Annotated in this window: 34 protein-coding genes; 18 read left to right on the top strand and 16 right to left on the bottom strand. The window is 58.8% G+C overall.

The window, feature by feature from the left end; translation table 11 throughout:
- Positions 1 to 54 precede the first annotated feature (54 nt).
- The 15 genes from FW796_RS26035 to FW796_RS25965 all read right to left on the bottom strand — a co-directional run bounded on the left by FW796_RS26035 (position 55) and on the right by FW796_RS25965 (position 10,852).
- Positions 55 to 1,251, bottom strand: a complete 1,197-nt coding sequence (locus tag FW796_RS26035) for a phage major capsid protein (RefSeq protein WP_446440315.1) — start codon at positions 1,249 to 1,251, stop codon at positions 55 to 57.
- Positions 1,248 to 1,889 carry an HK97 family phage prohead protease gene (locus FW796_RS26030; protein ID WP_110652689.1) on the bottom strand — a complete coding sequence of 214 codons (642 nt, stop codon included), beginning with the start codon at positions 1,887 to 1,889 and terminating at the stop codon, positions 1,248 to 1,250. The genes FW796_RS26035 and FW796_RS26030 overlap by 4 nt, the downstream gene beginning before the upstream one ends.
- Entirely contained in the window at positions 1,876 to 3,090 is a 1,215-nt protein-coding gene (locus tag FW796_RS26025; protein ID WP_110652690.1) for a phage portal protein, read from the bottom strand. Before FW796_RS26025 ends, FW796_RS26030 begins: the two co-directional genes overlap by 14 nt.
- Positions 3,091 to 3,092: 2 nt before the next feature.
- Positions 3,093 to 4,772: a terminase large subunit gene (locus FW796_RS26020; RefSeq protein WP_108545668.1), complete on the bottom strand. Its 1,680-nt coding sequence runs from the start codon at positions 4,770 to 4,772 to the stop codon at positions 3,093 to 3,095.
- A 3-nt stretch (positions 4,773 to 4,775) separates the two neighbouring features.
- Positions 4,776 to 5,264, bottom strand: a complete 489-nt coding sequence (locus tag FW796_RS26015) for a terminase small subunit (RefSeq protein ID WP_108545669.1) — start codon at positions 5,262 to 5,264, stop codon at positions 4,776 to 4,778.
- 171 nt (positions 5,265 to 5,435) lie between these two features.
- Positions 5,436 to 5,777 (bottom strand): HNH endonuclease, encoded by a 342-nt coding sequence (locus FW796_RS26010; protein WP_446440370.1) that lies wholly within the window; start codon positions 5,775 to 5,777, stop codon positions 5,436 to 5,438.
- A gap of 114 nt (positions 5,778 to 5,891) precedes the next feature.
- A complete protein-coding gene (locus FW796_RS26005; protein WP_212805516.1) occupies positions 5,892 to 6,215 on the bottom strand; it encodes a phage holin, lambda family in 324 nt (107 codons plus the stop codon).
- Between the two features lie 320 nt (positions 6,216 to 6,535).
- Positions 6,536 to 6,919: an antiterminator Q family protein gene (locus FW796_RS26000; RefSeq protein WP_212805517.1), complete on the bottom strand. Its 384-nt coding sequence runs from the start codon at positions 6,917 to 6,919 to the stop codon at positions 6,536 to 6,538.
- A gap of 3 nt (positions 6,920 to 6,922) precedes the next feature.
- Positions 6,923 to 7,240, bottom strand: a complete 318-nt coding sequence (locus FW796_RS25995) for a hypothetical protein (protein WP_446440314.1) — start codon at positions 7,238 to 7,240, stop codon at positions 6,923 to 6,925.
- Positions 7,237 to 7,440 (bottom strand): hypothetical protein, encoded by a 204-nt coding sequence (locus FW796_RS25990; RefSeq protein ID WP_212805519.1) that lies wholly within the window; start codon positions 7,438 to 7,440, stop codon positions 7,237 to 7,239. Before FW796_RS25990 ends, FW796_RS25995 begins: the two co-directional genes overlap by 4 nt.
- Positions 7,437 to 8,741, bottom strand: a complete 1,305-nt coding sequence (locus FW796_RS25985) for a tyrosine-type recombinase/integrase (protein ID WP_446440313.1) — start codon at positions 8,739 to 8,741, stop codon at positions 7,437 to 7,439. Before FW796_RS25985 ends, FW796_RS25990 begins: the two co-directional genes overlap by 4 nt.
- On the bottom strand, positions 8,738 to 8,947 hold the full coding sequence (locus tag FW796_RS25980) for a hypothetical protein (protein ID WP_446440312.1): 210 nt from the start codon (positions 8,945 to 8,947) through the stop codon (positions 8,738 to 8,740). Before FW796_RS25980 ends, FW796_RS25985 begins: the two co-directional genes overlap by 4 nt.
- A complete protein-coding gene (locus tag FW796_RS25975; protein WP_446440311.1) occupies positions 8,940 to 9,632 on the bottom strand; it encodes a replication protein P in 693 nt (230 codons plus the stop codon). Before FW796_RS25975 ends, FW796_RS25980 begins: the two co-directional genes overlap by 8 nt.
- The gene (locus FW796_RS25970; protein WP_446440310.1) at positions 9,629 to 10,378 is read right to left on the bottom strand and encodes a DnaT-like ssDNA-binding domain-containing protein; all 750 of its coding nucleotides are present in this window, start codon (positions 10,376 to 10,378) and stop codon (positions 9,629 to 9,631) included. The genes FW796_RS25975 and FW796_RS25970 overlap by 4 nt, the downstream gene beginning before the upstream one ends.
- A 261-nt stretch (positions 10,379 to 10,639) precedes the next feature.
- Positions 10,640 to 10,852: a Cro/CI family transcriptional regulator gene (locus FW796_RS25965; protein WP_446440309.1), complete on the bottom strand. Its 213-nt coding sequence runs from the start codon at positions 10,850 to 10,852 to the stop codon at positions 10,640 to 10,642.
- 106 nt (positions 10,853 to 10,958) lie between these two features.
- On the opposite strand from FW796_RS25965, the gene FW796_RS25960 reads away from it, so the two are divergent.
- From FW796_RS25960 to FW796_RS25915, 10 genes are all read left to right on the top strand, one after another.
- Complete coding sequence (locus FW796_RS25960) at positions 10,959 to 11,666, top strand: XRE family transcriptional regulator (protein WP_446440308.1); 708 nt, start codon at positions 10,959 to 10,961, stop codon at positions 11,664 to 11,666.
- A gap of 689 nt (positions 11,667 to 12,355) precedes the next feature.
- Complete coding sequence (locus FW796_RS25955; protein WP_110652702.1) at positions 12,356 to 12,664, top strand: helix-turn-helix transcriptional regulator; 309 nt, start codon at positions 12,356 to 12,358, stop codon at positions 12,662 to 12,664.
- Positions 12,665 to 13,150: 486 nt separating this feature from the next.
- Complete coding sequence (locus FW796_RS25950) at positions 13,151 to 13,435, top strand: hypothetical protein (protein ID WP_446440307.1); 285 nt, start codon at positions 13,151 to 13,153, stop codon at positions 13,433 to 13,435.
- Positions 13,436 to 13,467: 32 nt separating this feature from the next.
- On the top strand, positions 13,468 to 13,746 hold the full coding sequence (locus tag FW796_RS25945) for a hypothetical protein (RefSeq protein ID WP_446440306.1): 279 nt from the start codon (positions 13,468 to 13,470) through the stop codon (positions 13,744 to 13,746).
- Positions 13,747 to 13,827: 81 nt separating this feature from the next.
- Positions 13,828 to 14,187: a hypothetical protein gene (locus FW796_RS25940; RefSeq protein ID WP_446440305.1), complete on the top strand. Its 360-nt coding sequence runs from the start codon at positions 13,828 to 13,830 to the stop codon at positions 14,185 to 14,187.
- A 57-nt stretch (positions 14,188 to 14,244) separates the two neighbouring features.
- Positions 14,245 to 14,721, top strand: a complete 477-nt coding sequence (locus FW796_RS25935; protein WP_446440304.1) for a hypothetical protein — start codon at positions 14,245 to 14,247, stop codon at positions 14,719 to 14,721.
- Positions 14,722 to 14,840: 119 nt separating this feature from the next.
- A complete protein-coding gene (locus FW796_RS25930) occupies positions 14,841 to 15,425 on the top strand; it encodes a DUF1566 domain-containing protein (protein ID WP_446440303.1) in 585 nt (194 codons plus the stop codon).
- A gap of 57 nt (positions 15,426 to 15,482) precedes the next feature.
- Positions 15,483 to 15,836: a four helix bundle protein gene (locus FW796_RS25925; protein WP_446440302.1), complete on the top strand. Its 354-nt coding sequence runs from the start codon at positions 15,483 to 15,485 to the stop codon at positions 15,834 to 15,836.
- 212 nt (positions 15,837 to 16,048) lie between these two features.
- The gene (locus FW796_RS25920) at positions 16,049 to 17,206 is read left to right on the top strand and encodes a reverse transcriptase domain-containing protein (protein WP_446440301.1); all 1,158 of its coding nucleotides are present in this window, start codon (positions 16,049 to 16,051) and stop codon (positions 17,204 to 17,206) included.
- A gap of 254 nt (positions 17,207 to 17,460) precedes the next feature.
- Entirely contained in the window at positions 17,461 to 17,637 is a 177-nt protein-coding gene (locus FW796_RS25915) for a hypothetical protein (protein WP_402886019.1), read from the top strand.
- Positions 17,638 to 17,673: 36 nt separating this feature from the next.
- Here the strand turns inward: FW796_RS25915 and FW796_RS25910 are convergent, their stop codons facing one another.
- Complete coding sequence (locus tag FW796_RS25910; protein WP_404941629.1) at positions 17,674 to 17,928, bottom strand: hypothetical protein; 255 nt, start codon at positions 17,926 to 17,928, stop codon at positions 17,674 to 17,676.
- Positions 17,929 to 17,989: 61 nt separating this feature from the next.
- On the opposite strand from FW796_RS25910, the gene FW796_RS25905 reads away from it, so the two are divergent.
- The 8 genes from FW796_RS25905 to FW796_RS25870 all read left to right on the top strand — a co-directional run bounded on the left by FW796_RS25905 (position 17,990) and on the right by FW796_RS25870 (position 22,777).
- On the top strand, positions 17,990 to 18,619 hold the full coding sequence (locus FW796_RS25905; RefSeq protein ID WP_446440300.1) for a hypothetical protein: 630 nt from the start codon (positions 17,990 to 17,992) through the stop codon (positions 18,617 to 18,619).
- Between the two features lie 22 nt (positions 18,620 to 18,641).
- Positions 18,642 to 18,917, top strand: coding sequence for a hypothetical protein (locus tag FW796_RS25900; protein ID WP_446440299.1), 276 nt, complete (start codon positions 18,642 to 18,644; stop codon positions 18,915 to 18,917).
- The gene (locus tag FW796_RS25895) at positions 18,914 to 19,414 is read left to right on the top strand and encodes a hypothetical protein (RefSeq protein ID WP_446440298.1); all 501 of its coding nucleotides are present in this window, start codon (positions 18,914 to 18,916) and stop codon (positions 19,412 to 19,414) included. Before FW796_RS25900 ends, FW796_RS25895 begins: the two co-directional genes overlap by 4 nt.
- Before the next feature lie 88 nt (positions 19,415 to 19,502).
- Positions 19,503 to 19,883 carry a hypothetical protein gene (locus tag FW796_RS25890; RefSeq protein ID WP_446440297.1) on the top strand — a complete coding sequence of 127 codons (381 nt, stop codon included), beginning with the start codon at positions 19,503 to 19,505 and terminating at the stop codon, positions 19,881 to 19,883.
- A 61-nt stretch (positions 19,884 to 19,944) separates the two neighbouring features.
- A complete protein-coding gene (locus tag FW796_RS25885; RefSeq protein ID WP_446440369.1) occupies positions 19,945 to 20,325 on the top strand; it encodes a phage protein NinX family protein in 381 nt (126 codons plus the stop codon).
- Positions 20,326 to 20,471: 146 nt separating this feature from the next.
- The gene (locus tag FW796_RS25880; RefSeq protein ID WP_446440296.1) at positions 20,472 to 21,479 is read left to right on the top strand and encodes a DNA cytosine methyltransferase; all 1,008 of its coding nucleotides are present in this window, start codon (positions 20,472 to 20,474) and stop codon (positions 21,477 to 21,479) included.
- A 53-nt stretch (positions 21,480 to 21,532) separates the two neighbouring features.
- The gene (locus FW796_RS25875; RefSeq protein ID WP_265533570.1) at positions 21,533 to 21,742 is read left to right on the top strand and encodes a DUF4224 domain-containing protein; all 210 of its coding nucleotides are present in this window, start codon (positions 21,533 to 21,535) and stop codon (positions 21,740 to 21,742) included.
- On the top strand, positions 21,743 to 22,777 hold the full coding sequence (locus FW796_RS25870; protein WP_265533571.1) for a site-specific integrase: 1,035 nt from the start codon (positions 21,743 to 21,745) through the stop codon (positions 22,775 to 22,777). It abuts the gene before it with no gap.
- Positions 22,778 to 22,816 lie beyond the last annotated feature (39 nt).

Here is a 22,816-nt window from a genome sequence, read left to right as displayed (position 1 = left end):
GAAGCAAAGAGCCGGCGTTATGCCGGCCCTATCGTGATCGACCTCGCATGAGGACTATTTGGGGAAGTTGCCCTTGACCAGGGCTTCCTTGCGGCGGACGCCGAGGCCCAGACGCTCTTCAGCCAGCAGCGCTACCTGGTTCTTGATGAACATGTCGTTGATCAAGCCCATCTTGAACAGGTAGGTCATGCGGTCATACAGGATGGCGGCACGAGCGAAGTTCGCGATCAGGAACTCACCACCGGCATCAGCATCACCTTCATCCATGCTGTCGGAGGTGATCACTGGGCGGCCCCACAGGATCGGAGTCACCAGGCCCTGCAGGTTGGCGAACAGGTAACGGTTTTCACCGTCCTTCTGCAGCTCGATGTTCATCCAGTCGAGTTCGCTCATAACCACGCCGTCGGCCGACAACATCGACTGCTTGCGCACCTGGTAGATGCCACGACGCACGATGTCGATCGAGGTGTCGCCGGCCTTGGTCAGGGTGTTGTTGTAGACCGTAGCCTGGGTCATGAGGCCATTCAGGTTCTCGCCGGTACCGTCGCCCTTGAGGATCTGGTTTTCTTCTTCCAGCTTCAGGTCATAGCGCAGCAGTTCCTGGATGTAACCCTGCATCTGCGGGATATCGTCCAGCGCTTCTTCGGTAACCGGCATCCACACCGCAATCTTCTTGACGCGATCGGTAGCGGGCTCGAAGGTGACGTTGCTGGTTGGCTTGCTGCCGCCTTCGGCGACCGGTGCGGCACCACGGGTGTGCAGCAGCTCACGGAAGTAGGTGTACTGCTGGCCAGTGACTGGGATCGCAGTGAGCAGATCACGAATGCGCAACTCCTGGCGGATGCCCGGCTGAATGACCGGATCATAGACCGGGGCAACGATACCGGCGCTGGTGACTTTCACTTCCTTCATAGAGGCCAGATCGGACTTGGTGACCTCGATCTCGGCGCGGCTGGCCGATTTCTGATTGAGCGCCTTGTAGGCCTCGTCACCCTTGATCATGTCAATGAAGGATTTGCCCTCGCCTGGCCCACCGCGCAGCTTGACGCCCTTCTGCTCCAGGTCCTGCACCTGATCAATGACCTTTTGCAGCTCGCCCTTCTGATCTTCGATCTGTTTCTTCAGATCACCGGCAACATGGTTGCCTTTCTCGACTTCAGCCATGGCTGCGTCGTACTTCTGCTGCAGCCCGGTGAAACCGTTCTTCAGTTGCAGTTCCAAGGAATCCTTCAGTTCTTTCACTTCGCTCATGGCGATACTCCAAAATGGTGGGTGAACAGGGTGGAAAGTTCTTTCAGCTCATCCACGATCGCCGTGGCCTCGCTGCCGCCATCACGGCGCAGCGCGGTATAGCCGAGCGAAGCGACCGCAGCCGCTTCCTTCTGCGAGAGGCCCATGCGTTCGCGCAGGGCCTTCTCGAAAAGCCTGATATCCGACTTGACGCTGAGGACCTGGGCCTCGGGGTTCATGCCGAACGGGACGAAGGAGGCTTCCCAGAGTTCAGCCTCCTTGATGAGGCGTACACGCCGACCGGCGCGCTCCTCGAAATCTGCCTTGATGGTGTTGAAGCCGATCGACATGCTGTCGAGAATGTCGGCCTTCATCAGCTCATAGGCATCACGGGCGTAGCTGACGTTGAGATTAACCTGGCCCTTGAGTAGCAAGCCGTGGTCGTCCTGGACGTAATCGGCGGCGCCTACCAGGCGGGTCAGGTCGTGGTAGAGCGCCAGCTTGAGCTTGCCGTTGCGCATCGCTTTCACGCGGGTAAAGGCGCCCGGCATAATCACGTCGTCGCCCAGGTCCACGTTGTTGAACACGGCGGCGTAGGCTTCGAAGTTGCCCGCGTCGTCAACCGACTTGAGTTCGATTGGAACCTCAAGAGTTGCCATTTTTCTGAACCTCCCACCGGGTCACCCGGTTGTATTCATCGCCTTCCAAGAGAGGCAGATTTTCCTTGGCGCGCGCCTCGTTGATGGTCATCCAGCCAGAGCCACCTGAGCCGCCGAGGGCAGCCGCCAGATAGGTCGCACGGCCGGCACTGTCGGCACGCAGCAACCCCTCGACCACGAACTCCACGAAGCGTGAGGTGCTGCCGAATAGCTTGCTATTCAGCTCGTCTTCGATGGTGTCGATGTAGGGCTTGAGGCCGAAGGTGATGAACCCGATGAGCTGCTGCTCCAGGTTCGACCCCATGATTGATGTCTTGCCCGCACGATTGGCCAACCACAGCGGCACGCCGTAGATACCCGCCAGGGCTTCCTCCTGGAACTGCTGCGACTCGATGAACTGGGCGTCTTTCTGAGTGATGCCGGCAGCCTCGATCTTGGGGCCGCCCTGCAGGATCGCCATCTTGCCGATGTCGTCTGCGTCGGCCTTGCGCACATCGGGGAACTTCTCCATCACCTGAGCCTGCTGGGCCTTGGTGAGGAACTGCTCGTAGATGACGTAACCGCCGGTAAAACCGCCTTTGCGCATGAACCGCGCCGACCATTGCTGGCCAGCCTTTGCGAGCCCCATGGTCTCGGCCTGGTACTCAATCGGGGACAGACCGACGATGCCGTCCAGGCTGAACAGCTTGAAGTGCAGCATGTGCTCTGGCGATACCAGAAACGGGTCCCCCTCCTTGGGAGTGACCAGGTAGATCAGATCCTCATCGGCATCGATCTTCACGGTCCGGCCATCCAGCGGTACCAGGCCGATCGGGTCGCCATTGACGTTGCGCTCGATCAGGGCGAATGCGTTACCGCGCAAGGCCATGTTCACGACCACGAACTTCAGGAAGTTCAGCATGGTCATGTACGGGTTTGGCTTGCGCAGCAGCTTCAACATTCGGTCGTTGCCGGTGACCATCGCCCGGCTGCCCTGCTTATCCTCGTACAGCTTGAGCGGCAAACCGCTCAGCGACTCGGAAAGGATCTTGACGCAGGACCAGACCATGCTGATCGACAGGGCCGTCTTGACGGTGACTCGCACGCCGGCCTTGGTGCGCTTGCCACCGACCTCAAGGTCAACTTCGACATAGTCACCCGTGCTCGGGTCGGTGTAGCCGAAGAATCCCCAGGTCATGGGGTTGTACCATTTGAATGCCATGGTCAGCCTACTAGTCCGAAAAATCCGTTGTTGAGGTAGTCGTCCATGCCCCCGCGTGCCTCTGGGTTCAGAGACAGCAGTGATACGGCGTTGAACGTGGCCATGAGTGGGTCGATTTTCGCGGTGCCCGAAGCCTGTTTTGTGATCAAAAAAGCGTTAGCCGACGGCACGCCCTTTGCGTTACCGCAGGCCCATGCCATGAGCGGCTGACCACAGTGCAGAAGCGCGCCTTCCGCGAGCTTGCGTTCGGTGGTTTTTATGGCTCCGGTCAGCTTCCAGCCTTGAGAAATACCGATGATCTGGTCTTCCTCGACGCCGGCATCTGCCAAGGCGTCGAGAACAGCACCGATGCCGGCCGGGTCGAGCCCTACCTTATCGAGCAGCCCCGCCTGATTGATGCGGGCGACCGTGGCGGCCAAGTGCTCGACGTCATCACCGATCTTTTGCACCAGCGTGAGATCGCCAGCCGCGGCCAAATCCATCAAGCGTGGCGCCTCTGATTTCCGACGCTTCAGCACCGAAGGGTGAGCGTAAGCGTGTGCCCAATGCAGCCAGGTGCGCGACTCTCGAACGCGCCCCATGACCGCCAGACCAAGCAAGTCATCCAGACCACCACCATCGACGCCCACCACGATCACTTCGCATCGTTCAATGAGCGAATCCAGTGTCAGCCCCTTCTCTGCTTGCGGCTCCCAGAAATCGGCGCCGACCCAGCTGTCGGACATCAGCGCCAGGCCAATCTCGATGTTGAGGAACTTGGCCAGGAAGCCTCGAACCTCGGCTTCACCGTCGAGCTCAGCCTGCATAAACAGGCGCTCGAGGGTCGGCCTGTCCACCGAGTACCCCATGTTGGGGTTCACCAGGTGGAAATTCTCAGGCCGTCGAGCCTCCCCGCTCTCGATCATCTCGGGCGGAAATTCGTAGATCACCGGAAGGAAGCGAGGATCATCGATTCGGCCTTCGCGCACACCGCGCGCATAGCTCAGTTTCGACTTGAATATCCCGGCCGGCGGCTCGTTTGACTGAGTCGTCAGCCAGATAATGAAGCCTTCCGGGCGCGACAGCAGGCCGCCCGTAGCCTCTCGAATCATATCCGGTGCCTTGACGTTCTTGCCGAACAGCCAGGCCTCGTCGATAAGAACGCCGACGGCCTTTTTGCCACCTACTACGTCGCTGTCTGCCGCCACGACCTTCAAGGTCGCGCCCGTCTCGCGGTGCGTGATCAGTTTCAGGTGCGGCTGAACGTGAAGCAGATCGCTTAGCTCTTCGTCGTGCTTGACCATGGCCGCGCACGGCTTGAAGGCGTTGTCCGCAATCTCCTTGGTCGGTGCCAAGATGATGAACTCGGCTTCAAGCCGCCAATTGCGAATCAGCGCGGTCAGCATGATCGCCGCCGCAATCGTCGACTTGGAGTTCTTCTTCGGAATGCAGAGGAAGTACTCGCTGATCAGGCGGTGGCCGGTTTCGCTGTTGTAGCTGCCGAAAATCGCGCCGGCGAAATCCAGCACCCACGGTGCGCACGCTGTTTCAATAGTCGGACAGCCCGGGGCGTCCACAATCTTCAGCGAACGGAATACTTCCAGCCCCTCTTCGGCTTCCGCCGGAAATAGCGGTGCCGGGATGATTGACTCGCCCACAGAGAGGCGCTGCCACCAGTCCGGGCAGGCAGTTGTCCAAAGCATTGGCTACTTCCTTACGACAGTGAGCGGCGGCTTGCCGGCGGAGTACTTTCCCTTCCCCGCCTCCTTGGCGGCTTGCTCTTTCAGTTCCTTCTTGCCCGCATCACCCTTCTTGCCATGCACATAGGGCACAGCCGTCTGAGCGGCGTTGCGCCTATCAAAAACCTTGGCCCTAGGCTCGTTCATCAGAGCCAGTAGCCAGACCAGCGGGTCTTCAGTGGTAGGAAGGCAATCGAGAAACTCGCCACCGGCCTCTTCCGCCTCGGGCGCCTGGTCGGATGGCTTCTCTCGGCGTTTGCGCGATTGCTCAGGGTTAACACTGAGCTCGGCACGGCGAGCAATGATTGCGCTTGCAATCTTGGGATCATTGGCCCAGCGGGAACCCGCTGCGGAGGCCGTGGAAGCCTTGCAGCCTGCGGCCTCTGCCGCTTCTTTGTTTGACGCACCCCGGGCCTTTGCGTCAACAAACTGTCGCTGTTTGTCTGTTAACACCATTAACAAAAAACCTTAGGGTCGGGAAAAAAAGTACGAATGGGATCGGGCGCGGTCTAGAAGCGATAGAGGCCCCATATTTTGACCTCCCCCCCCTATAGAGCCTTTCTATTGCACCTTTTTAGTGCATTTTATTGAGAATATTTATCATTTACGCCAAGCAAGCCGAATTCCCTACCAAACTTGAGCCGTACCGGCCTCCTCAGCTTGCTTGACCGAGTCGTGACAGGGTTTGCACAGGGTTTGCCAGTTGGATCGATCCCAGAACAGAGCCATATCACCGCGGTGAGGCGCGATATGGTCAACCACACAGCCAGCCGTCACACGACCCAGGCGCTCGCAATAAGCACAGAGCGGGTGATCGTTGAGCCAGGCTTCGCGTGCCTTCTGCCACTTGTAGCCATAGCCTCGCTGAGCTGATGTCGTCTTCGTGGCGCGCCATGAGTTCGTGTTGACGGCCGGAAGCCGATCAGTCTGAGTCTGAACTCTGTTTCCCAGCGTCTTTAGCCTTCCCATCAGGTAGCGCTCCTGCATTCGATTTCGGCGAGATCAACGAGGAAGCCCGTTCGGCGGCGATCTTCAGCCACTTGGCCGCCCTGGCACGGCGTGCCGCGCACCCACTGCAAGCCATCAGCCCTCAACCCGCTTAGCTGCTGCGCGATCGTAGTAGCCGCGCACCTTCTCGACGCCGAGGAAGCCAACAGCGCCGCCGGCGAACGTGGCCATGCTCTGAGGCAAGCCCATCCACTCAAGGAGCGGCACCAATGACAGAGTGACCAAGCCGCAAAGCGCGCCCTCCAGGTACATCTGGCGCCGTGTGCCGCCGCCGTACATCACCCGCAGGACAGCGATACCGACCGATAGGCCAGCGGCGTAAAGCTGCGGCTGATGCATGACCAGCCAGGCAATCATTGCGGCCCACAGACCAGGATCCTTTTCAGGCATGTTCGGCATCTCGATTCCTCCCTTTCTGGGAGCGCGAATGAAAAAGCCCCGGCAATTGCCGAGGCTCGAATGAGTGCAGAGGACCGGTGCATACCCGGCTTAGCGGTCTGGCTCGCTGGGTCACGTACCCCAGACTCTCATCGCGTAGTCGATCAGGGAGCGCACGGCTTTGATCCACGCCACTACCGACTTAGCCCAGCTGCCTGGGCGCGTCATCTGCATAAACGAAAAAGCCCAGCGCAATGGCCGGGCTTTATGTGTGGTGTCGCGCTGTAACAGCTGAACACCCTGCTATAAAAACAGAGCTATTCCATATGGACAACCCTTTTTTAAGCTGCCTCTCGAATGGACTCAAGGACGCAGTCAATCCAGGCAACGCCGGCCTTGATCAGCTCCCGCGCTTTCATCTCGCTCACCTGGTAATGACGGCCAACCCGAATTGCTGGCCACTTGGCCCCGTAGTAAAGCCAGATCATGTCGCCCATCTGCTGATCCCGCTTGCAGAGCCGGGCCAGGGCTGCGTCGACAGCGCCTGCCAGTTCGTCGGTGATGGTGTAGGACTTGGAAGCTACAGGCATTGCGTCTCGCATCACTGCCAGCATTGGTGAGGCGTAACTGGGGATACCCATTCCATCCATGCGCCACCAGCCCCATTGCTCCAGCATGTGTTCTGTATCGCCCAGAGGACGGTGCAGCGGCTTGCGAATCATCATGACTTAATCCCCTGTGTAGTTGGTGCCGCCGGCGCCGCGGCGGTTGTTCTCGTTGTATTGCGCTTCAACCCCTGCTGGGCTGGAGCTGTTGAACTGTGCGATTTGATGCTCGGCGGCCTGGAGCCGGATGCTCAACTGCGTCACCAGCACCTCCAGCGGCAGTACCTCACCGGTATCAGCAGTGACCCAGCCCGAGGCGTTGCACTGCACGCAGGCCAGCTCATGGAAGACGCCCTTGATCACCGCTCGACCACGGCATGCCGGGCACTTGGCCAGGTCCAGCAGTGCGGCACGGAATGCTGGGCCGTGCGTCTTCTTCATTTGGCCTCCAGCAGCTGCTTGTGCACGGCATAGATGTCGTCACCGTCGAAACAGTGGGCGGTGTGCCGCACCTGGTGCCGTTCACCCGTCGACATCTTCACGTCGAGCACCTGCCAGCCGTTCGAACTACGAATCACTACCGAGCTGACATCGGCGGGATTCACGGCGAGGCCGGTGTGCCTTTCGAGCAAAATCATCATTTCAAATCCTCGCCTATGGTTGTTTCTTGAATGGCCTTGCGGCCCTTGTCCTGCGCGGCTTCCAGCGATTTACCGGAATTTCCGGATCTAACACCGGTCAAGCCGTGGATCAGGGCAAACCCATTCTGATCTAGATGGGCGTGCCACTGCTCCAGGGCATCACGTTTGCGGGCCATCACGTCGGACTGGATGTAAACCTTCACGTTGTGGCCCATCGCGTGGTTGATCAGCAGCTCGCCCACCAGGTGATCGATACCCAGGTCTGCCCAACCAGTACGGGCCACCTTGCGCAGATCGTGGCTGGTCCATTCACCCTGCCCCAGACGCGAGAACACGGCGCAGGCCTGGCCCTCGCTCAAGGGCTTGCCGTTGCGTGCCGGGAACAGGTACTGACCTTCATAGCCGCCGGCGCGCTGCCCTTCGCGGTAGCGGACCAGGATCGCGCACACCTGCTCGGTCAGTGGCAGGTGATGCTCGACGCCTGTCTTGGTGTGCTCGGCCGGAATGAACCACTCACGCTCGGCCAGCGCGATGTGCGACCAGCGAGCCTGCCGCGTCTCGCCGATCCGGGTGCCATGACAGAGCATCATCAGGGCCAGCAGACCACCAGCCGGATCGGACCGCAGGTGCGACTCGAACAGCTCCAGCAGGTACGGCAGGTCGGTACTCACCCGCAACCGAGAAGGCTTGACGCCGACCTTGGCCTTGGAGAAGTCGCTGAACTTGATCCCAGCCATCGGGCTAGCCTGGATGAGGCCAAGCTTGAGGGCCTGCCGGAAGGCCAGGGCCAGCAGCTGGAACGCCAGCCGCACGTAGTCGATGGAGATGCTTTCCTGCATCGGCCACATGAGCCGGTCATCCAGCTGAGCCTTGGTGACGCTGATCAGGGGGAGATGCCCCAGGCGCGGGATCAGGTGGCATTTCATCACCGAGGCGGCGGTGTTCTTGCGCTTGCTGGAAAGGTTGCGATCACGGGCCATCCGTTCGGCGTACCAGGTAAGCAGCTCGCCTGTGGTGGCCCATTGGGAGATCCCTGCCCCCGCATCGGCGCCGACCCGCAGGCGAATGTCAGGAAGCGCCGCCACAACCTGTTTCGTGCCGAGCTCAGGGAAAGAGCCGATGCGGTGCCAGCCGCGCTTGCCGAGCAAGTACCAACTGCCCCTGGCCCGGTTCTTCCAATAGCGAAAGTGCAATGCAGGGTGGCTGGCATCGCGCAGATCGCGCACATGCCCAAGCGCCGCCTTGCGTTGGATTTCAGCGTCCGACAGCTTCACCGTCAGCGTCTTGATTTGAGTGTTCATCGATCGGCCTCCTTGTGGGCCTGCAGGTCGACCACCTGAAAAGTCGTCGGCCACATCCAGGCGCCATACCGAGTGGCCATCCCGCGATCAGGGAACAGCGCCATGGCATGGTCAGGAAGATCGCCGAGGTCGAGCTTGAAGGAGCAGCAGTACACCGCGAACCGGTACTGCTGAGGGTCTGGAATTGCCAGCCGGCGGTCAGACATTGGGATGGCCTCCTAAGCGACTCGAGCGCAACTGCTCCAAGGCCTTACGGCCGACCTCTGGAGTGATACGCCCTGAAGCCCTGGAAGGAAGCGCCTGCGGCATTTTTTGGAGCGGTAAACCATCAATGAGCCGGCGGATGGCAATCGTATAGTTGCGCTCGAACAGCTTCAGACTCAGGGCCAAATCCAGCTGGTTGAGGTTTTCAAAGCCGCACTCTTTCGCCGCATGCCAAACAGCGTCATGCGACCAGTTGCCCTGGCCAGCCATCCCCGGATGAGCGTTGCGACACGCCTCTCGATGAGCTGTAGCCAGAGGGGGAAGACCCAGCATTTCCGGCGTTGGCTTGCACCACTCGATGAACTGCCCAGGGCTCGGAATAAAGTCAGATACCTGTTTCCTCGCCCTGATCATTCCAAACTCGATCTGGCCCTGGCTGCAGATCCCCTCATCGAGGAATGCTTGCATCCACTGAACCTTGGCGGCCTGATAGGTCTCCTTGTCGGGCCAGGCCTGGCGCCACGCCGAGCGGATCAGTCGCAGCTCTTTGAACAAGTCGTTGATGGCCTGAGCCATCTGGCGCCGGCCTTCGTCCACTGGCGCCTGACGCTCGTCAGCACCGATGAACTCCCCAGCCTTCGGGTTAGCCCAGAGCCCCTGCGTGACAACCGAAACCTGCTTCATCATGACTGCACCCCGTTCTGCCAGCCGATATCGTCATCATCGAAATCCGCGGCCTTAGCGGCCTTCTGCAAAATGGGGGTCACATTGTTTGCCGCGGTCCGTGCCTTATCGTTCTTCACCCACTTGACCAGCATGCTTACCCACTCAGCCTGGGTGTTCACCTGCCCCTTCGGCTCGTAGTGGCCAGTGAATGCGCTGATCACGCTGTCGGTGAACGAGTCCAGACTTAGCCCCTGGTGGTACGCATAGGTCTTCAGCAGGGTTTCATCGGGCAACCAGTCCAGGGTCATCTCGCTGGGCATGCGAGGGTCGACTGGCCCGCGCGCAGAGAGAGGCTCTTTATTCTTCTCTACATCTTCTTTAGGTAACGCATCGCTAACGCTGTGAGCGTTACTTTTTGCGTTGCGGGCCTTGTGGTTCGCCGCCCTCTTTGCCGTAAGAAGCCTATTTTTAGCTGTCTTCCCGTTATGGCGCTCGAAATGAGGAAGGCTGATAACGCCATCCTCCTCAATCATCCAATTAACGGATTTCATGTGGTCGCAGAACCCGGCAACGCCAACGAGACGATCGAGTAACTTTTTGCTAACGCTCGGAGCGTTACCGTCCTGCGTCTGCTGATCGAACCAACCCCAGACCCTCATCAGCTTTCCAACAACAGCATCGGGGTCTACGTCGGCTAGATCAGCGATCTGGCAAACCTCGGGCTTGTCCAAGGTGGTGAGTTCAAATTTGATCCAGTCGCCAGCCATTACGCGGCCTCCTGAAGAAGTACCGCACGGCGGGGCATACCCTTCGGCGACACGTTTATGGAATCAAGAAAAGGTGTCGCGACACTGCAAGCATTGCCCGTAGGCATCTGACTGTGCATAATCGACCTCACAAGTTGTTGCTGTTGAAGAAGCCGGTCTAGCCACCGGCTTTTTTTCGTCTGCGATTTTTTACTGTATGGATACCCATATGTTCCGCAGCACTACATCTCTCGACGCAGAGTCGTGATAATTCCGATCAAGCTAAAGCGCCGCATCCACATCCGGATAAAGATCGGGCCGTAGCTCGGTTCGCAGTACGCCAGTCAACCGCTCGATAGCCAGAACTCTCTCTGCAGGTACGCGTCCGGAAGCGCACATTTTCTGCACCGCCTGAGGCGTAACCTTGAGAGAGCGAGCAAGAGCAGATTGACCACCAGCAGCAGTTGCCGCCTTCTGAATAGCAGTCTCGGTCATAGACACCTCAAAGTTACAGCTACAACCAAAGGTTACCTGACCATGCATAAATACTACAACTTATATTCGCAATTACACCTACAACTGATGTTTGTATGATTGACGCATGAAGACTATCGGTGAGCGCATAGCGCAAAAACGCGAGGCAGCAGGCCTTAATCAATCAGAGCTGGGTAGGCGAATGGGGGTCACCCCGCAGGCCGTTCAGAAATGGGAGGCGGGCATCTCAACGCCAAGAAATAGCAAGCTTGGAGAGTTAGCTACGATTCTTGGGACGTCGAAAGTTTTTTTGATCGACGGAACACCAATGCCAACCGACCAACCCGTAGAGGACCTAGGCCCAATTGATGCTTGGGACGAAGAAAGCCCGCTAAGGGATGATGAAGTGGCTGTTCCATTTCTCAGAGAAATAGAACTGGCAGCTGGTACTGGCCGATTTGCGATTCAACAGGATGAAGGCGAAACCCTTCGGTTCAGCAAGAAAAAGCTTAGGGAAAATAACGTTCAATTTAGCAATGCCCGATGCGTCACCGTGCGCGGTAACAGCATGGCGCCAGTGCTGAGAGATGGGGCGACCGTTGGAGTTGATGTCGGCAAGACGTCAATCAGCGACATTATTGACGGCGATCTCTATGCAATCAGCCAAAATGGCCAACTGCGTGTGAAGCAGCTGTATCGACAGCCCAGCGGCGTGCGCCTTCGAAGCTTTAATCGAGATGAGCATCAAGACGAGGACTACTCGTTTGAAGAAATGCATGATGAGCAGATCATGATTCTTGGTCGAGTGTTTTGGTGGGCGATGTACGCGCGATAACGCTCACGATCGCCAATCTCAATCCCGCCTAGTGCGGGATTTTTTATGTTTATCCCCTTGAAAAACAACCTCCCCCGCCTAGCCAGTGCATATCCACGCAAAAAACTACAACCAAAACACTTGATCGCTGTAACTATTGGTTGTAGATTGAATCCATCGCCGGATAACAACCGGCCAGATGGAAGGCAGCGATGAACCGGCCTCAACGGTTCAGAGGGTTGGCAACTGACCCGGGCGCGCAGCGTAAAGCGTCAAGAACAGTTATCCAGCGGGAGAACAAGCTGAAAGGCCCGCGGCTGGAGTCAACAATCAGAAGATAGGCGGAGGCCGACGCCAGTAGCGGGCCCCGACTGGAAAGCATCACTGAAGCCCGCTCATTGAGCGGGCTTTGGGATGACAACCGAGCCCTGGAGGGCAAGACAATGAGCAATCAATTCAGTGTAAAGGTGAAAACTCACCAAGAACCCTACGTCGTCGTTTGTAAAGACGCAGGCGAACGCAACTCCGTAATCACCGAGTGCGCTCGAGATGGGCATGAGCATCAGATTGCGACCCAAGCCGACCAAGCTCTTCAGCGCGTCGACTATATGGACTGGAATCCCGCCTGAATTTTGTCAGCGCCAGGGCCAGATTTCACTGGCTGGCCTTCTAGCGAGGGTCAGACGGGAAATCAACCGAGAGGACGCAACATGGATTCGATAATCAAGAGCGGCAAATGGATTGGCCATCTTGGCCGAGGCCTGGCGCCGCGAGAACTGCAGTTTCTGCTGTCCGTGGCCCAGGGGTTTACAGCAAAGCAAATCGCCAGGGCATTCGGCGTAGAGCCAGGGACGGTAACCAAGCGCATTTCCAGCGCCATGTTCAAGCTGGGCGTTACGCGCCAGGCGGCGCTGGTCGCGGAGGCCATGCGGCGCGAGATCATCGTAGGTCAGGCTGTCTGCCCAGACCCTCAGCACCGGCCGACTGAGGAATCACAGAATGGCGTGTTCATCGCTTAAGGGTGGGCCCGAGCGCCTGGCGCTGTGCTTCAGCCAGGCCGCATCGGGGTGTGATTGGAGCGTGCCCAAGTGGGCTGCAGCGCTAGGATCGCAAAGACCCGTGAATGTCCTGAGCCGGTACAAGCGAGACGGCCAATACTAAAAACGCGGCGGGAACCAAGCAGGGGTGGCGCCCTGGTGTTCCGATCACACCCCGATGCGGAGAAAGCGCATCACTTGCGAAATCTACTCGGCGAGCGGCCGCCACTGATGCCGTGCTCATGAGGGTAAAACCATGAAATAGACCAACGAAAAGACCTTCCCAGCGAAGGCATAGCTCTCACATCCGGAGGCGTTTGTAGAGCAAACAGAAAGCCCGGCTAACCCCGGGCTTTTTTTCGCCTGCCATTACTCGCCAGCACTCTCCCCTGCGCCCATCGGCAACCAGCAGCTGGCCAGAGTGCTGACGAGTAATCGCAACCCTGATTCCCAATAGAGGAACTGCCAATGCACCCAGCCATGCAAGCTCGTATCGACGGCATGAACGCCCTGCGCATCCGCGCAAGCGTAGCCACCGCCACTTTCTACGGGATGATCAATAAGCCGGCCCCTGAACGGGCGGTGCGTTACCAGGTCGTGAACAAGGGCGTTGATGCCTACCACGTAATCGAGATCGAGACCGGTCTCGTGAAGGGTTTCCGCTTCAGTTACAAAGCCGCGATCAACCTGGCCAAGGTGTTAGAGGCTCGCGCAGACGGCAAGAAGGTCAACATCGAGGGCTGGGGCAAATGATCGGTGTACCAATGCCCGATCCGCGGGACTCAATGATCGCAAACCTGAACGAACAGCTGGACGCCTTCTTCGGCGCGGGCAAATCAGTTCAAGTCATCCCGAACGGCGTCGGAGTCGACGGGCCTTTCAACGGCACCACCGCTCACCACGAACGCCTCCGCAAAGAACGCGACAAGCTGGCACCGGCCGTGCGCGCCGAAGCAGCCAAGGGCGTAGTAGTCAGCGTGGCAGCAAAGAACCTGGGCATGCACATCAAGCGCGTGACTCTGATCGCCCAGGAGAACGGCTTCAAGTTCGCCGACACCCCATGAAGCGCATCAGCAACCTGGTGCGCCAGCGCCGGCGGCAGGCATGGCTTGATTTGCCAACACATGAAATCGAAGAGGTAGGCCATGGCCGAGGAAGAGCTGACCGCGGAAGCCAAGAAGCAGCGCCGCAAGCGCGAGAAGGCGAACGAGAAGAACGCTGCATTGGGCGTCGAGAAGTTTACGGTTGAGGTGGCCGGCGTGTTCAAGGCCGACCTCAAGCGCCTGATGAAGCAGCACGGCTTCAACAATCAGCAGGAGGTTTTCCAGAACCTGCTGCGCAACGTCATCGCCGCCGACTTCGAAACTGCGGCGCAGATGCTCAAGTGTGTCACGACACCTTTTGTAGTTACTGAAAAGGTGTCGCGGATGATCATGGCCGCAGGCTTGAAGTCGCTCGCCGACGAACCGCCAGAGCCTGGCGACGAAATCGAAACACCAGCATAACCCACACTACTCGCTGCATCCGGTAACCGGAGGGCGGCACTTATCCGGAGTAACCCCATGACCAAGCAAGCACAGCAAACAGTACTCGCAGCCGAACTCCCTGAGCGCGGCCAACCTCTGGGCGGCGGTGTGTTCGTCACCCGCTACTGGCTCAACGGCGGCGAGCGCGCCCTGATCCTTCTGCCTGACGAGCTCAGCGGCCCGTGGGGCGAGTACGGCGTCGAGATCAAAGGCGCAGGCAGCTACAGCGACGGCGAAGCCAATACCCGGGCCATGGCCGAGGCTGGCAGCGTGATCGCAGTGAAGGCCCTCGAACTGGATGGCTTCATCCCTTCTTGCCTGGAAGGCCAGTTGCTGATGGCCGCCAAGGCTGATGGCCTGTTAGAGCTGCGCGAAGATCGCTACCACTGGCTGAGTACGCAGCGCTCCGCCCACGGCGCCTACTACGTGGACTTTGAAGGTGGCTGGCTCTACACCGGCGCCAAGGGCCACGAGCGGCTCGCGCGCCCTGTCCGCAGCCTCATCATTCAGTAACTCATTCCTTCATTGATTTTTCGCAGGTGATTCCCGGGAGCGTCAGGATGGCGCTCAGACCAGAAGCTTGTCGGGAAGCGCCGGCCGCCTGCGTCCCACTTCGCTCACAGGAGCATCCCATGCAACTGATTACCGTAAGTAACGGCGATACCCACCTGTCCACTCCTAATGCAGCCCTAGCGCTTCAGGTTCTTACCGAGTTGACCGGAAAGCCACAGATCACCACCGAAGGCGCAGCCGCCATCCCCGCAGTTGGCGAATACTGGCCAGGTGAAGGCGGTGTGAACGGCGGCCTGTTCCCCGGAGGCGACAAGCCCTACTACCTGATCGTACCGACTGGAAGCGATGCAGAGGTCTCGCATGAGTGGGGCGGCTACGGCGATGAGCTGAACGGCGCCAACAGCCCATGGGATGGACAGGCAAATACTGCCGACCTGGTGAGCGCCGACACCTCGCACCCGGCAGCCCAGTTCTGCACAGCGTTCGAGCGCGACGGACACAAGGACTTCTACCTGATGGCGCGCCGGGAGGCGTCCTTCCTCGAAATAACCGTGCCTGAGGCGTTCACCCAGACCTACCACTGGACGAGCTCGCAGCGCTCCGCCAACTACGCCTACTCCATGGACTTTGAAGATGGCTGGCTCGACGGCACCGGCAAGAGCCTCGAGCGGCTCGCGCGCCCTGTCCGCAGAAAGTTTATTTGATCATTCAATTCTTCATTCATGGGCGCGGTAGCGCCCTCGCTTTTCAGGAGGCCAGGGATGGCACTGCATACGGAGCTGGAAATCCACAAGGTAGCCGAAGAGTTGTTCGGGTTTTCGCTTGATTTGGTGCGCAATATTCCGCGCGACCTAAAGCGACTGGCCGGAGAAAAGATTCGCGATGAATGCCTAGAAGTGCTGGTCCTGATCGGTCGGGCCAATATGACCAGGGACAAGCTGCCCCATATCAACCTGCTACTGGAAAGCATTTGGATGCTGAACTACTTGCTGCGCGCCCTCACCAACCGAGGGTTGATCAGCAAGGGCCAGCATGCCAAGGCAATGATGATGACGGCCTCAGTTGGCCGCCAGGCGAATGCTTGGAAGAAGTCCGCAACCGCGTCCGCTGCTTGAGGGTCAAGACCCTTTTGCCTGTACGCCAAATCTGGTCGAGCCGCTGACCTATGGGTCACCGCCATGCACATCACAGATACCGCCGGCCTAAAGCGTCCGCGTAGGTCTGGTGCAGTTTCCAAGCTGATCGGCAATGCCTTCGGCTTGGCGACGTAGATAGCTCGACAGGTCGCAGCGCTCCGCCAACAACGCCTACAACATGGACTTTGAAGATGGCTGGCTCAACAACAACGACAAGAACAACGAGCGGCTCGCGCGCCCTGTCCGCAGATTTAAGTGTTGCTCCCTTCCAGTTCGAGGATCTCGTCCAGGCCTACTACGATTGCCGACGCAACAAGCGGAATTCCGCAAGTGCCCGGCTGTTCGAGAAGGACATGGAGATCAACTTGCTGGATCTGCACGACGACCTGATTGCCGGCACTTACCGGCCAGGCCGATCCATTTGTTTCGTGGTCACCCGACCGAAAGCCCGGGAAGTATGGGCAGCAGCATTCCGGGATCGCGTGGTGCACCACCTGCTCTACAACCACATCGGTCCACGGATCGAGCGCAGCTTCATAGCGGACAGTTGCGCATGCATTCCAGGGCGCGGCACGCTGTATGCCGCGAAACGGCTTGAGGCGAAGATCCGCAGTGCCAGCCAGAACTGGTCGAAACCAATCTTCTACCTGAAGTGCGACCTGGCGAATTTCTTCGTTGCGATCGATAAAGAGGTCCTGCGCCGGCAGTTGGCTGCCAAGATCACCGAACCCTGGTGGTTGGCCCTCGTTGAACAAATTCTGATGCATGACCCGCGCGAAGACTACGAGGTGCGCAGCCCCGCCCACCTGTTCAACCGGGTGCCGCAGCACAAGCGCCTCACCGCGCAGCCTGCTCACCTCGGTCTGCCGATCGGCAACCTGTCGTCGCAGTTCTTCGCCAACGTCTACCTCGACGCGCTGGACCAGTTCGCCAAGCACAAGCTCGGCGCCAAACATTACGTCCGCTACGTCGATGACTTCGTGTTCCTGCATGAGTCGCCGCGACAGCTCAACGCCTGGCTGGCAGAGGTTGAAGCGTTCCTGCCGAGCCTCGGTGCAAAACTGAACCCGGCGAAGACCATCCTCCAGCCGGTAGATCGCGGCGTCGACTTCGTTGGGCATGTGATCAAGCCCTGGCGGCGAACCACTCGTAAGCGATCACTGGCCCAGGCACTGAAGCGAACAGCTGCGGCACCGACCGAGGATCTGCGCGAAACCGCCAACAGCTACTTCGGCCTGCTCAGACAGGCCAGTCACAGCCAGAAGGACCGTGCCGCCCTGGCGAATGTCGTGCTCAAGCGCGGAAATACGGTGAACGCGGCACTGACCAAGACCTACCAGAAGAAATAGACCCGCCCCCATCAACGAATTACACCAGCCAGGCCACGGCCATCGGCTGCCCGGAGGAAACCTATGCAAGCAGTCATCTACGCGGGCCTGCGTAACGGCGCCCGCGACCAGCAGATCCACGACGCCCTGATCTACAAGCGTGTGATCGAGGTAGCCCGGGAGTTCCAGCTTTTCCCGGGCACTATCCGCGCAGCAGAGAAACGCATCTCCAACACATCTGTTTTCGAGCTGAGCCTACTGGGGGGGGCAGCCCGATGCCGATCGGCAAGGTCGTGGCCGACTCCTTCCGCAAGGCTGCGCTCGGCGCGTACCGGAACTACCACGGCACTTTTCGAAACCTTGAGCTGCCCTGCTGGGTGATCACCGACGGTACGCAGAAGATCGAAGTGCTCGAACTCCGCAAGATCGATACCGGCGAAGTCTCGCTGTAATTCCTCCGATCCAGCACGGATATGGCTCTCCGCGACTTAAACGATCGACACATCCAATAGCAGATGGATATTGATGTCGACCGGAGTGATCCAAGGCGGCTGCTTATTCTCTGAACGCATCGCCAAGTAGGTCCGAGTGCGCTCTTTGTGAAGCTTTTGCTTTTTCAACGACATCTCGTCGACCACCAGTTTCGGGATGCCGTAATAACCACACTCAATGCAATCAAATTCGACTAATTGGCCTGCCAGCACCAGCTGAATTGCTGGGGATCCGCAGATTAAACACTCCATTTTTCAGCGCTCCCTTTGAATGATTTTTCAACTGTAGTCGATCAATGACTAAGGACGCCTCATGCCCACAGAAACCCAACACCTGGAGCAGCGAGTAGCTGCCCTTCAGTCCGACCTGAACACCAAGGACGAGCAGATAGACGCTCTGACCTTAAGCGACAACGACCGCGAGCTGTCGAGGCGGTCATGGCTCGATGAAGCGAAGCGGCTGGAGAAGGAGGTCGAAGAGCTGCGCGCAGAAGTTAAGCGCCTGGACCTAATGGGCGCCCAGTCTGACTACAACTACGATCAGCGCCGAGCTCAGTTTGATCGCGTGCTGGCCGAGCGGGATGCGCTGCTGCGTGACGTGGTGGATGGTAAGCACGCCACTCCCGGCTGGAATCAGCGCATGAAGGCCGCCCTATCCGCCAGCGCAGAGCCGAGCGCGCCGAAGTGCGGTCAATGTGGCGCCCGCACTGTGGAAACCTGCAACGACAACGGATGTGCCTACCTTGAAAATGGCAACGGTGCGCCGGTTGAGCGCGACGAGCGGGCGGCGTTTGAGGTTCACCCGCGGTTCAAGGGTATGGACTTTACCCGTGCCCCACAGCATCCAGACTACTACGAAAGCCCCTATGCCAACGGCTGCTGGCATGGCTGGCAAGCCCGCGCCGCCCTGGACAAAGCCACGGAGGACGCGAACCGTGGTTAGGCCTGGGTACAAGGTCAGGAAATTGGCCAAGATGCTTCAGGCCGCATTTCCCGAGCGAAACGGTCTGGCGGTTACTTGGAGTACCGACAATATCTATTGCGCTCAAGGCGCTTGGCGCAAGAAAAGCATGGACGTGTGGAGCTGGCAAGCATTCGCAACCTACACCGAGACCGGGGGAACCGCATTCCACTTCGGGAGCTATGCAACGGTAACAGAGCTGGTCAAGTTCAAAGGCCTTTGCCTCCTCGGAACTGACGAAATCGAAGGAACTGACGACCCTGCGGAGATTGGAAAATGACCACCAACCAAAAGATTGACGGCGTGCCGCGTGAGCTGCTGTGCTGGATGCATGATTTCATCAATGATGGGCTTGCGCTGTCGAAAGAAGAAGCCTCTGTATCTGAGCAGCTGCGCGCCCTTCTCGCCAAGCCTGCCGCAGATGTCGATAGCGAACAATGGTGGGCGGACACGCCAGATGGTGAGCCGGCCCTAGTGACTCGCGTAGGTTCGCTAACTAAGTGGTGGGGTGAGCCGGTAGGGTTCGTGCCTGAATTCCAGGTTGATAATTTCCTGGCTGGGCGCGGTCGCTCGTTTTCGGTGTGTCCGCCTCAGTGGTCGGATACTGCGCGTGATATGCCGCTCTACACCCGCCCAGCCGAGCAGCCCGAACCTATCAGCTCAACGAGTGACAAGTACAAGGCCGAGCTGTACGACGAGGTCTGGCAGCTGGCCCGGGGCATGGGCTATGGCAACGTTACCGATGCACTGATGAAGCTCCAGGGCAATAAACCCTGACAGGAGTACATTTGTACTCCGTCCGCGAAAACCTCACCCCTCCCCCACATTCAAGTCAGCCGCAGCAGCGGCATGGCGGAGCTATGCCATGAACATCGACAAAGAAAAGCTGAAGGCCCTGGCCGAGGCTGCACAGAACGCCAGCGGCGATTATGCAGCGCTGAACGATTACGGGATGGCTGTACCGCCAGCTGTAACGCTGGCCCTGCTCGCGGAGATCGAGGTGCTGCGTGAAAACGCAAACTTCCGGGCGGTACAGAGCCTGCGGGCTGACTGCGAGGCGTTACGCAAGGACGCCGAGCGGTATCGCTGGCTGCGCGACCCTGACAATCAATGCGCGGTAGAGGATGACAGCAACCACTACATGCCACCGATGATCTGCGGCTATGCGGAGCATGAGGACATATTGACCCGCGAGGCCTTGGACAAAGCCATCGACGCAGCCCTGGCCCAGGAGGTGCAGCCATGATCCTCCCCGCCCTGCTCTACCTCGCATGGAACATCTACACGGGGCCAAGGCCATGACGCAAATGATCGAAGTGAAGACCGCTGAATTGGTCGGGCCCGCGCTGGATTGGGCGGTTGCCCAGGTCGACGGGGTCAAGACCATCATGATGGCGCCGCGCAAAGACCAACCGAAGGAACCTTTCGCATTGTTCGGGTCGCTGGCCCTGACCATCGGCGGTGAAGACCAATCGAGCTATGCCCCGTCCACCTGCTGGCATTGTGGAGGACCGCTGATAGCCGCGCATCGTGTAAGTGTCATCTACTCGGATGAAACCTGCGACCCGTGCGCATGGACCGATAGCACTGCCCCATGGCATGGCAGTACTCCACTGATCGCTGCCTGCCGCGCCATCGTAGCCGCCAAGCTGGGCGACGTGGTCAGCGTGCCGGCAGAGCTGATCTGAAGAGTCCGCCCGGCCCGGGAGCAGTCACCCTCACAGGACGGTAAGGACATAGACCGGGCGAACGCCTGAACAGTGCCACGGCGCAACGCCGGCGGCGATCAGACAAACCCGAAACCAACCCTCACGCCATCCGGCGAGGCGAAGCCATGGCCGCTTATTACAACGAAATTGACCCTTACGCGGCCCAGTGGCTGCGCAACCTGATTGCCGCGGGCCATATTGCCCCAGGCGATGTTGACGAACGCTCGATCGAGGACGTACACCCTGATGACCTCAAGCCTTACACCCAATGCCATTTCTTCGCCGGTATCGGCGTTTGGTCCTACGCCCTTCGCCGCGCCGGCTGGTCAGATGATCGACCTGTTTGGACCGGTTCCTGTCCTTGCCAACCTTTCAGCTCGGCAGGCGAGGGAGCTGGGTTTGATGACGAGCGGCACCTCTGGCCTCACTTCCATTGGCTCATCCGCGAGCGCCAGCCTGCAGAGCTCCTTGGAGAACAGGTTGCGAGCAAGGACGCAGACCCTTGGCTCGACCTTGTACAAGCTGACATGGAAGCCATGGGCTATGCCTTCGGGGCTGTTGCGTTCCCGTCTGCGGGCATCGGTGCTCCGCACATCCGAGACAGGACGTACTGGGTGGCCAACACCCAAGGTGACGGACACAAACGGGCCGGGAAACTCGATCAATCGCCAGGGCGGAATGGCTCTACACACTTGCGCTCAACTGGTCGGCTGGGCTACCCCCTCGGCCAGGGATTGGAAAAGCGCGGCAGCAACGCCGGATTTCTTGGCGGGACGACTCGAACAGGGCCGTGGCAAGCCTCTGAGCGAACAGGCATTCACCCTGGCAGGCTGGCCGACTTGCACGGCGACCGATGCAGTCAAGCAGGGCAACGTGGCGCCGCGCCCCGGAATGATGGGGCTTTCGGAGACCGTAGCCCTGCTACGCGATTCACCTCAGCCGGCCCGATTAACGGCCTGTGGGCAGATGCTGACTGGCTCTTCTGCCGGGATGGAAAGTGGCGGCCAGTTGAACCCGGCACATTCCCGCTGGCTCATGGGGCTCCCAGTCGAGTGGGACGCCTGCGCGCCTACGGAAACGCCATCAACGCTGAAGCGGCGACGCAGTTCATAGCCGCTTACCTCGAAACCTGAAACACCCCACTCAACAATCGGAGCCTGCCGGCAATGGCGGGCGGGAGGAAAACATGGACGGAATTCAGTTCCTGTCACATGAAGAGGTATGCACGCTTACCGGGGCCAAGACCAAGGCCGGCCAGGTTGCGGTTCTCAAGAAAAATGGCATTCGACACACCATCAAGCGCAGTGGATGGCCCTGCGTCATTGCTTCCGCACTGACTAGCGAAACAACAGTTATCACCGAGAAACCAAAATGGCAGCCACGGCTGGTGGGATGAATGGGAAGGAAGCCAACAAATCCTGACAGCGTTACCCGCCTCAGGAAGCGCAAGCAGCGGAGCGGCACGATTTATTACTACTACGACGCAGGTGGCACACCACGAAAGGAGATCCCGCTCGGCAGCGATTACGGCCGAGCAATCATGGAGTACGCAAAGCTTGAAAAAAGTCGAACATCATCCGCAATAGCCCAGGCATTTATCACGTTCGCCTATGTTGCGGACAAGTACATGCATGAGGTGGTGCCAACCAAGAGCGCTGCGACGCAGAAAGACAATGCGCGGGAACTCAAACAACTACTCAAGTTTTTTGATGATCCACCAGCACCACTCGATGCGATCGAGCCTCAGCATGTCGTTCAGTATCTACGGCATCGAGGCAAAACCGCTCCGGTCAGGGCAAATCGCGAAAAAGCGCTCCTTAGTGCAATCTGGAACTTCGCAAGAAGTAGCGGCTTCACCGCACTTGCCAATCCATGCGCAGGCGTCAAAGGTCACAAGGAAGCTGGAAGAGATCAGTACATCGAGGACGAAGTACTTGCAGCGGTTTATGAGCATGCAGTGCAGCCGCTGAAGGATGCTCTTGACCTCTTCTATTTGACTGGTCAGCGGATCGCGGACACGTTGAAGATGGACGAGCGCGATATCCGGGATAACCGCCTGGCTGTTCACCAGGGCAAGACTGGCGCAAAAAGGAGGATCGAGATCACCGGTGAGTTGAAGGTGGTGATTGACCGAATACTGGCCAGGAAGGCCGGGATGGCCATTCGCACTAGCAGGCTGATTGTGATGGACAATGGCCAACCAATGACCACCAGTATGCTGCGGGGAAGGTTTGATGCGGCGCGCGAGGCGGCAGGAGTTGAAAAAGCTGATTTTCAGATGCGAGATTTGCGAGCGAAGGCCGGCACCGACAAAGCGGAATCCAGTGGCGATATATTGCAAGCAAGAGATCAGCTCGGGCACACCACGGTGGTGATGACAGAGAACTACATCCGCAAACGGATAGGCAAAAAGGTCACGCCTACAAAGTGAATTGCGGAGCAGTATTTGAAATTGCGGAGCAGTTCAGGA

The organism is Pseudomonas sp. 910_21 (assembly GCF_052850735.1).
The sequence above is the reverse complement of the archived record's forward strand: the minus strand, read 5'-3'. Positions and strand labels throughout refer to the sequence as shown.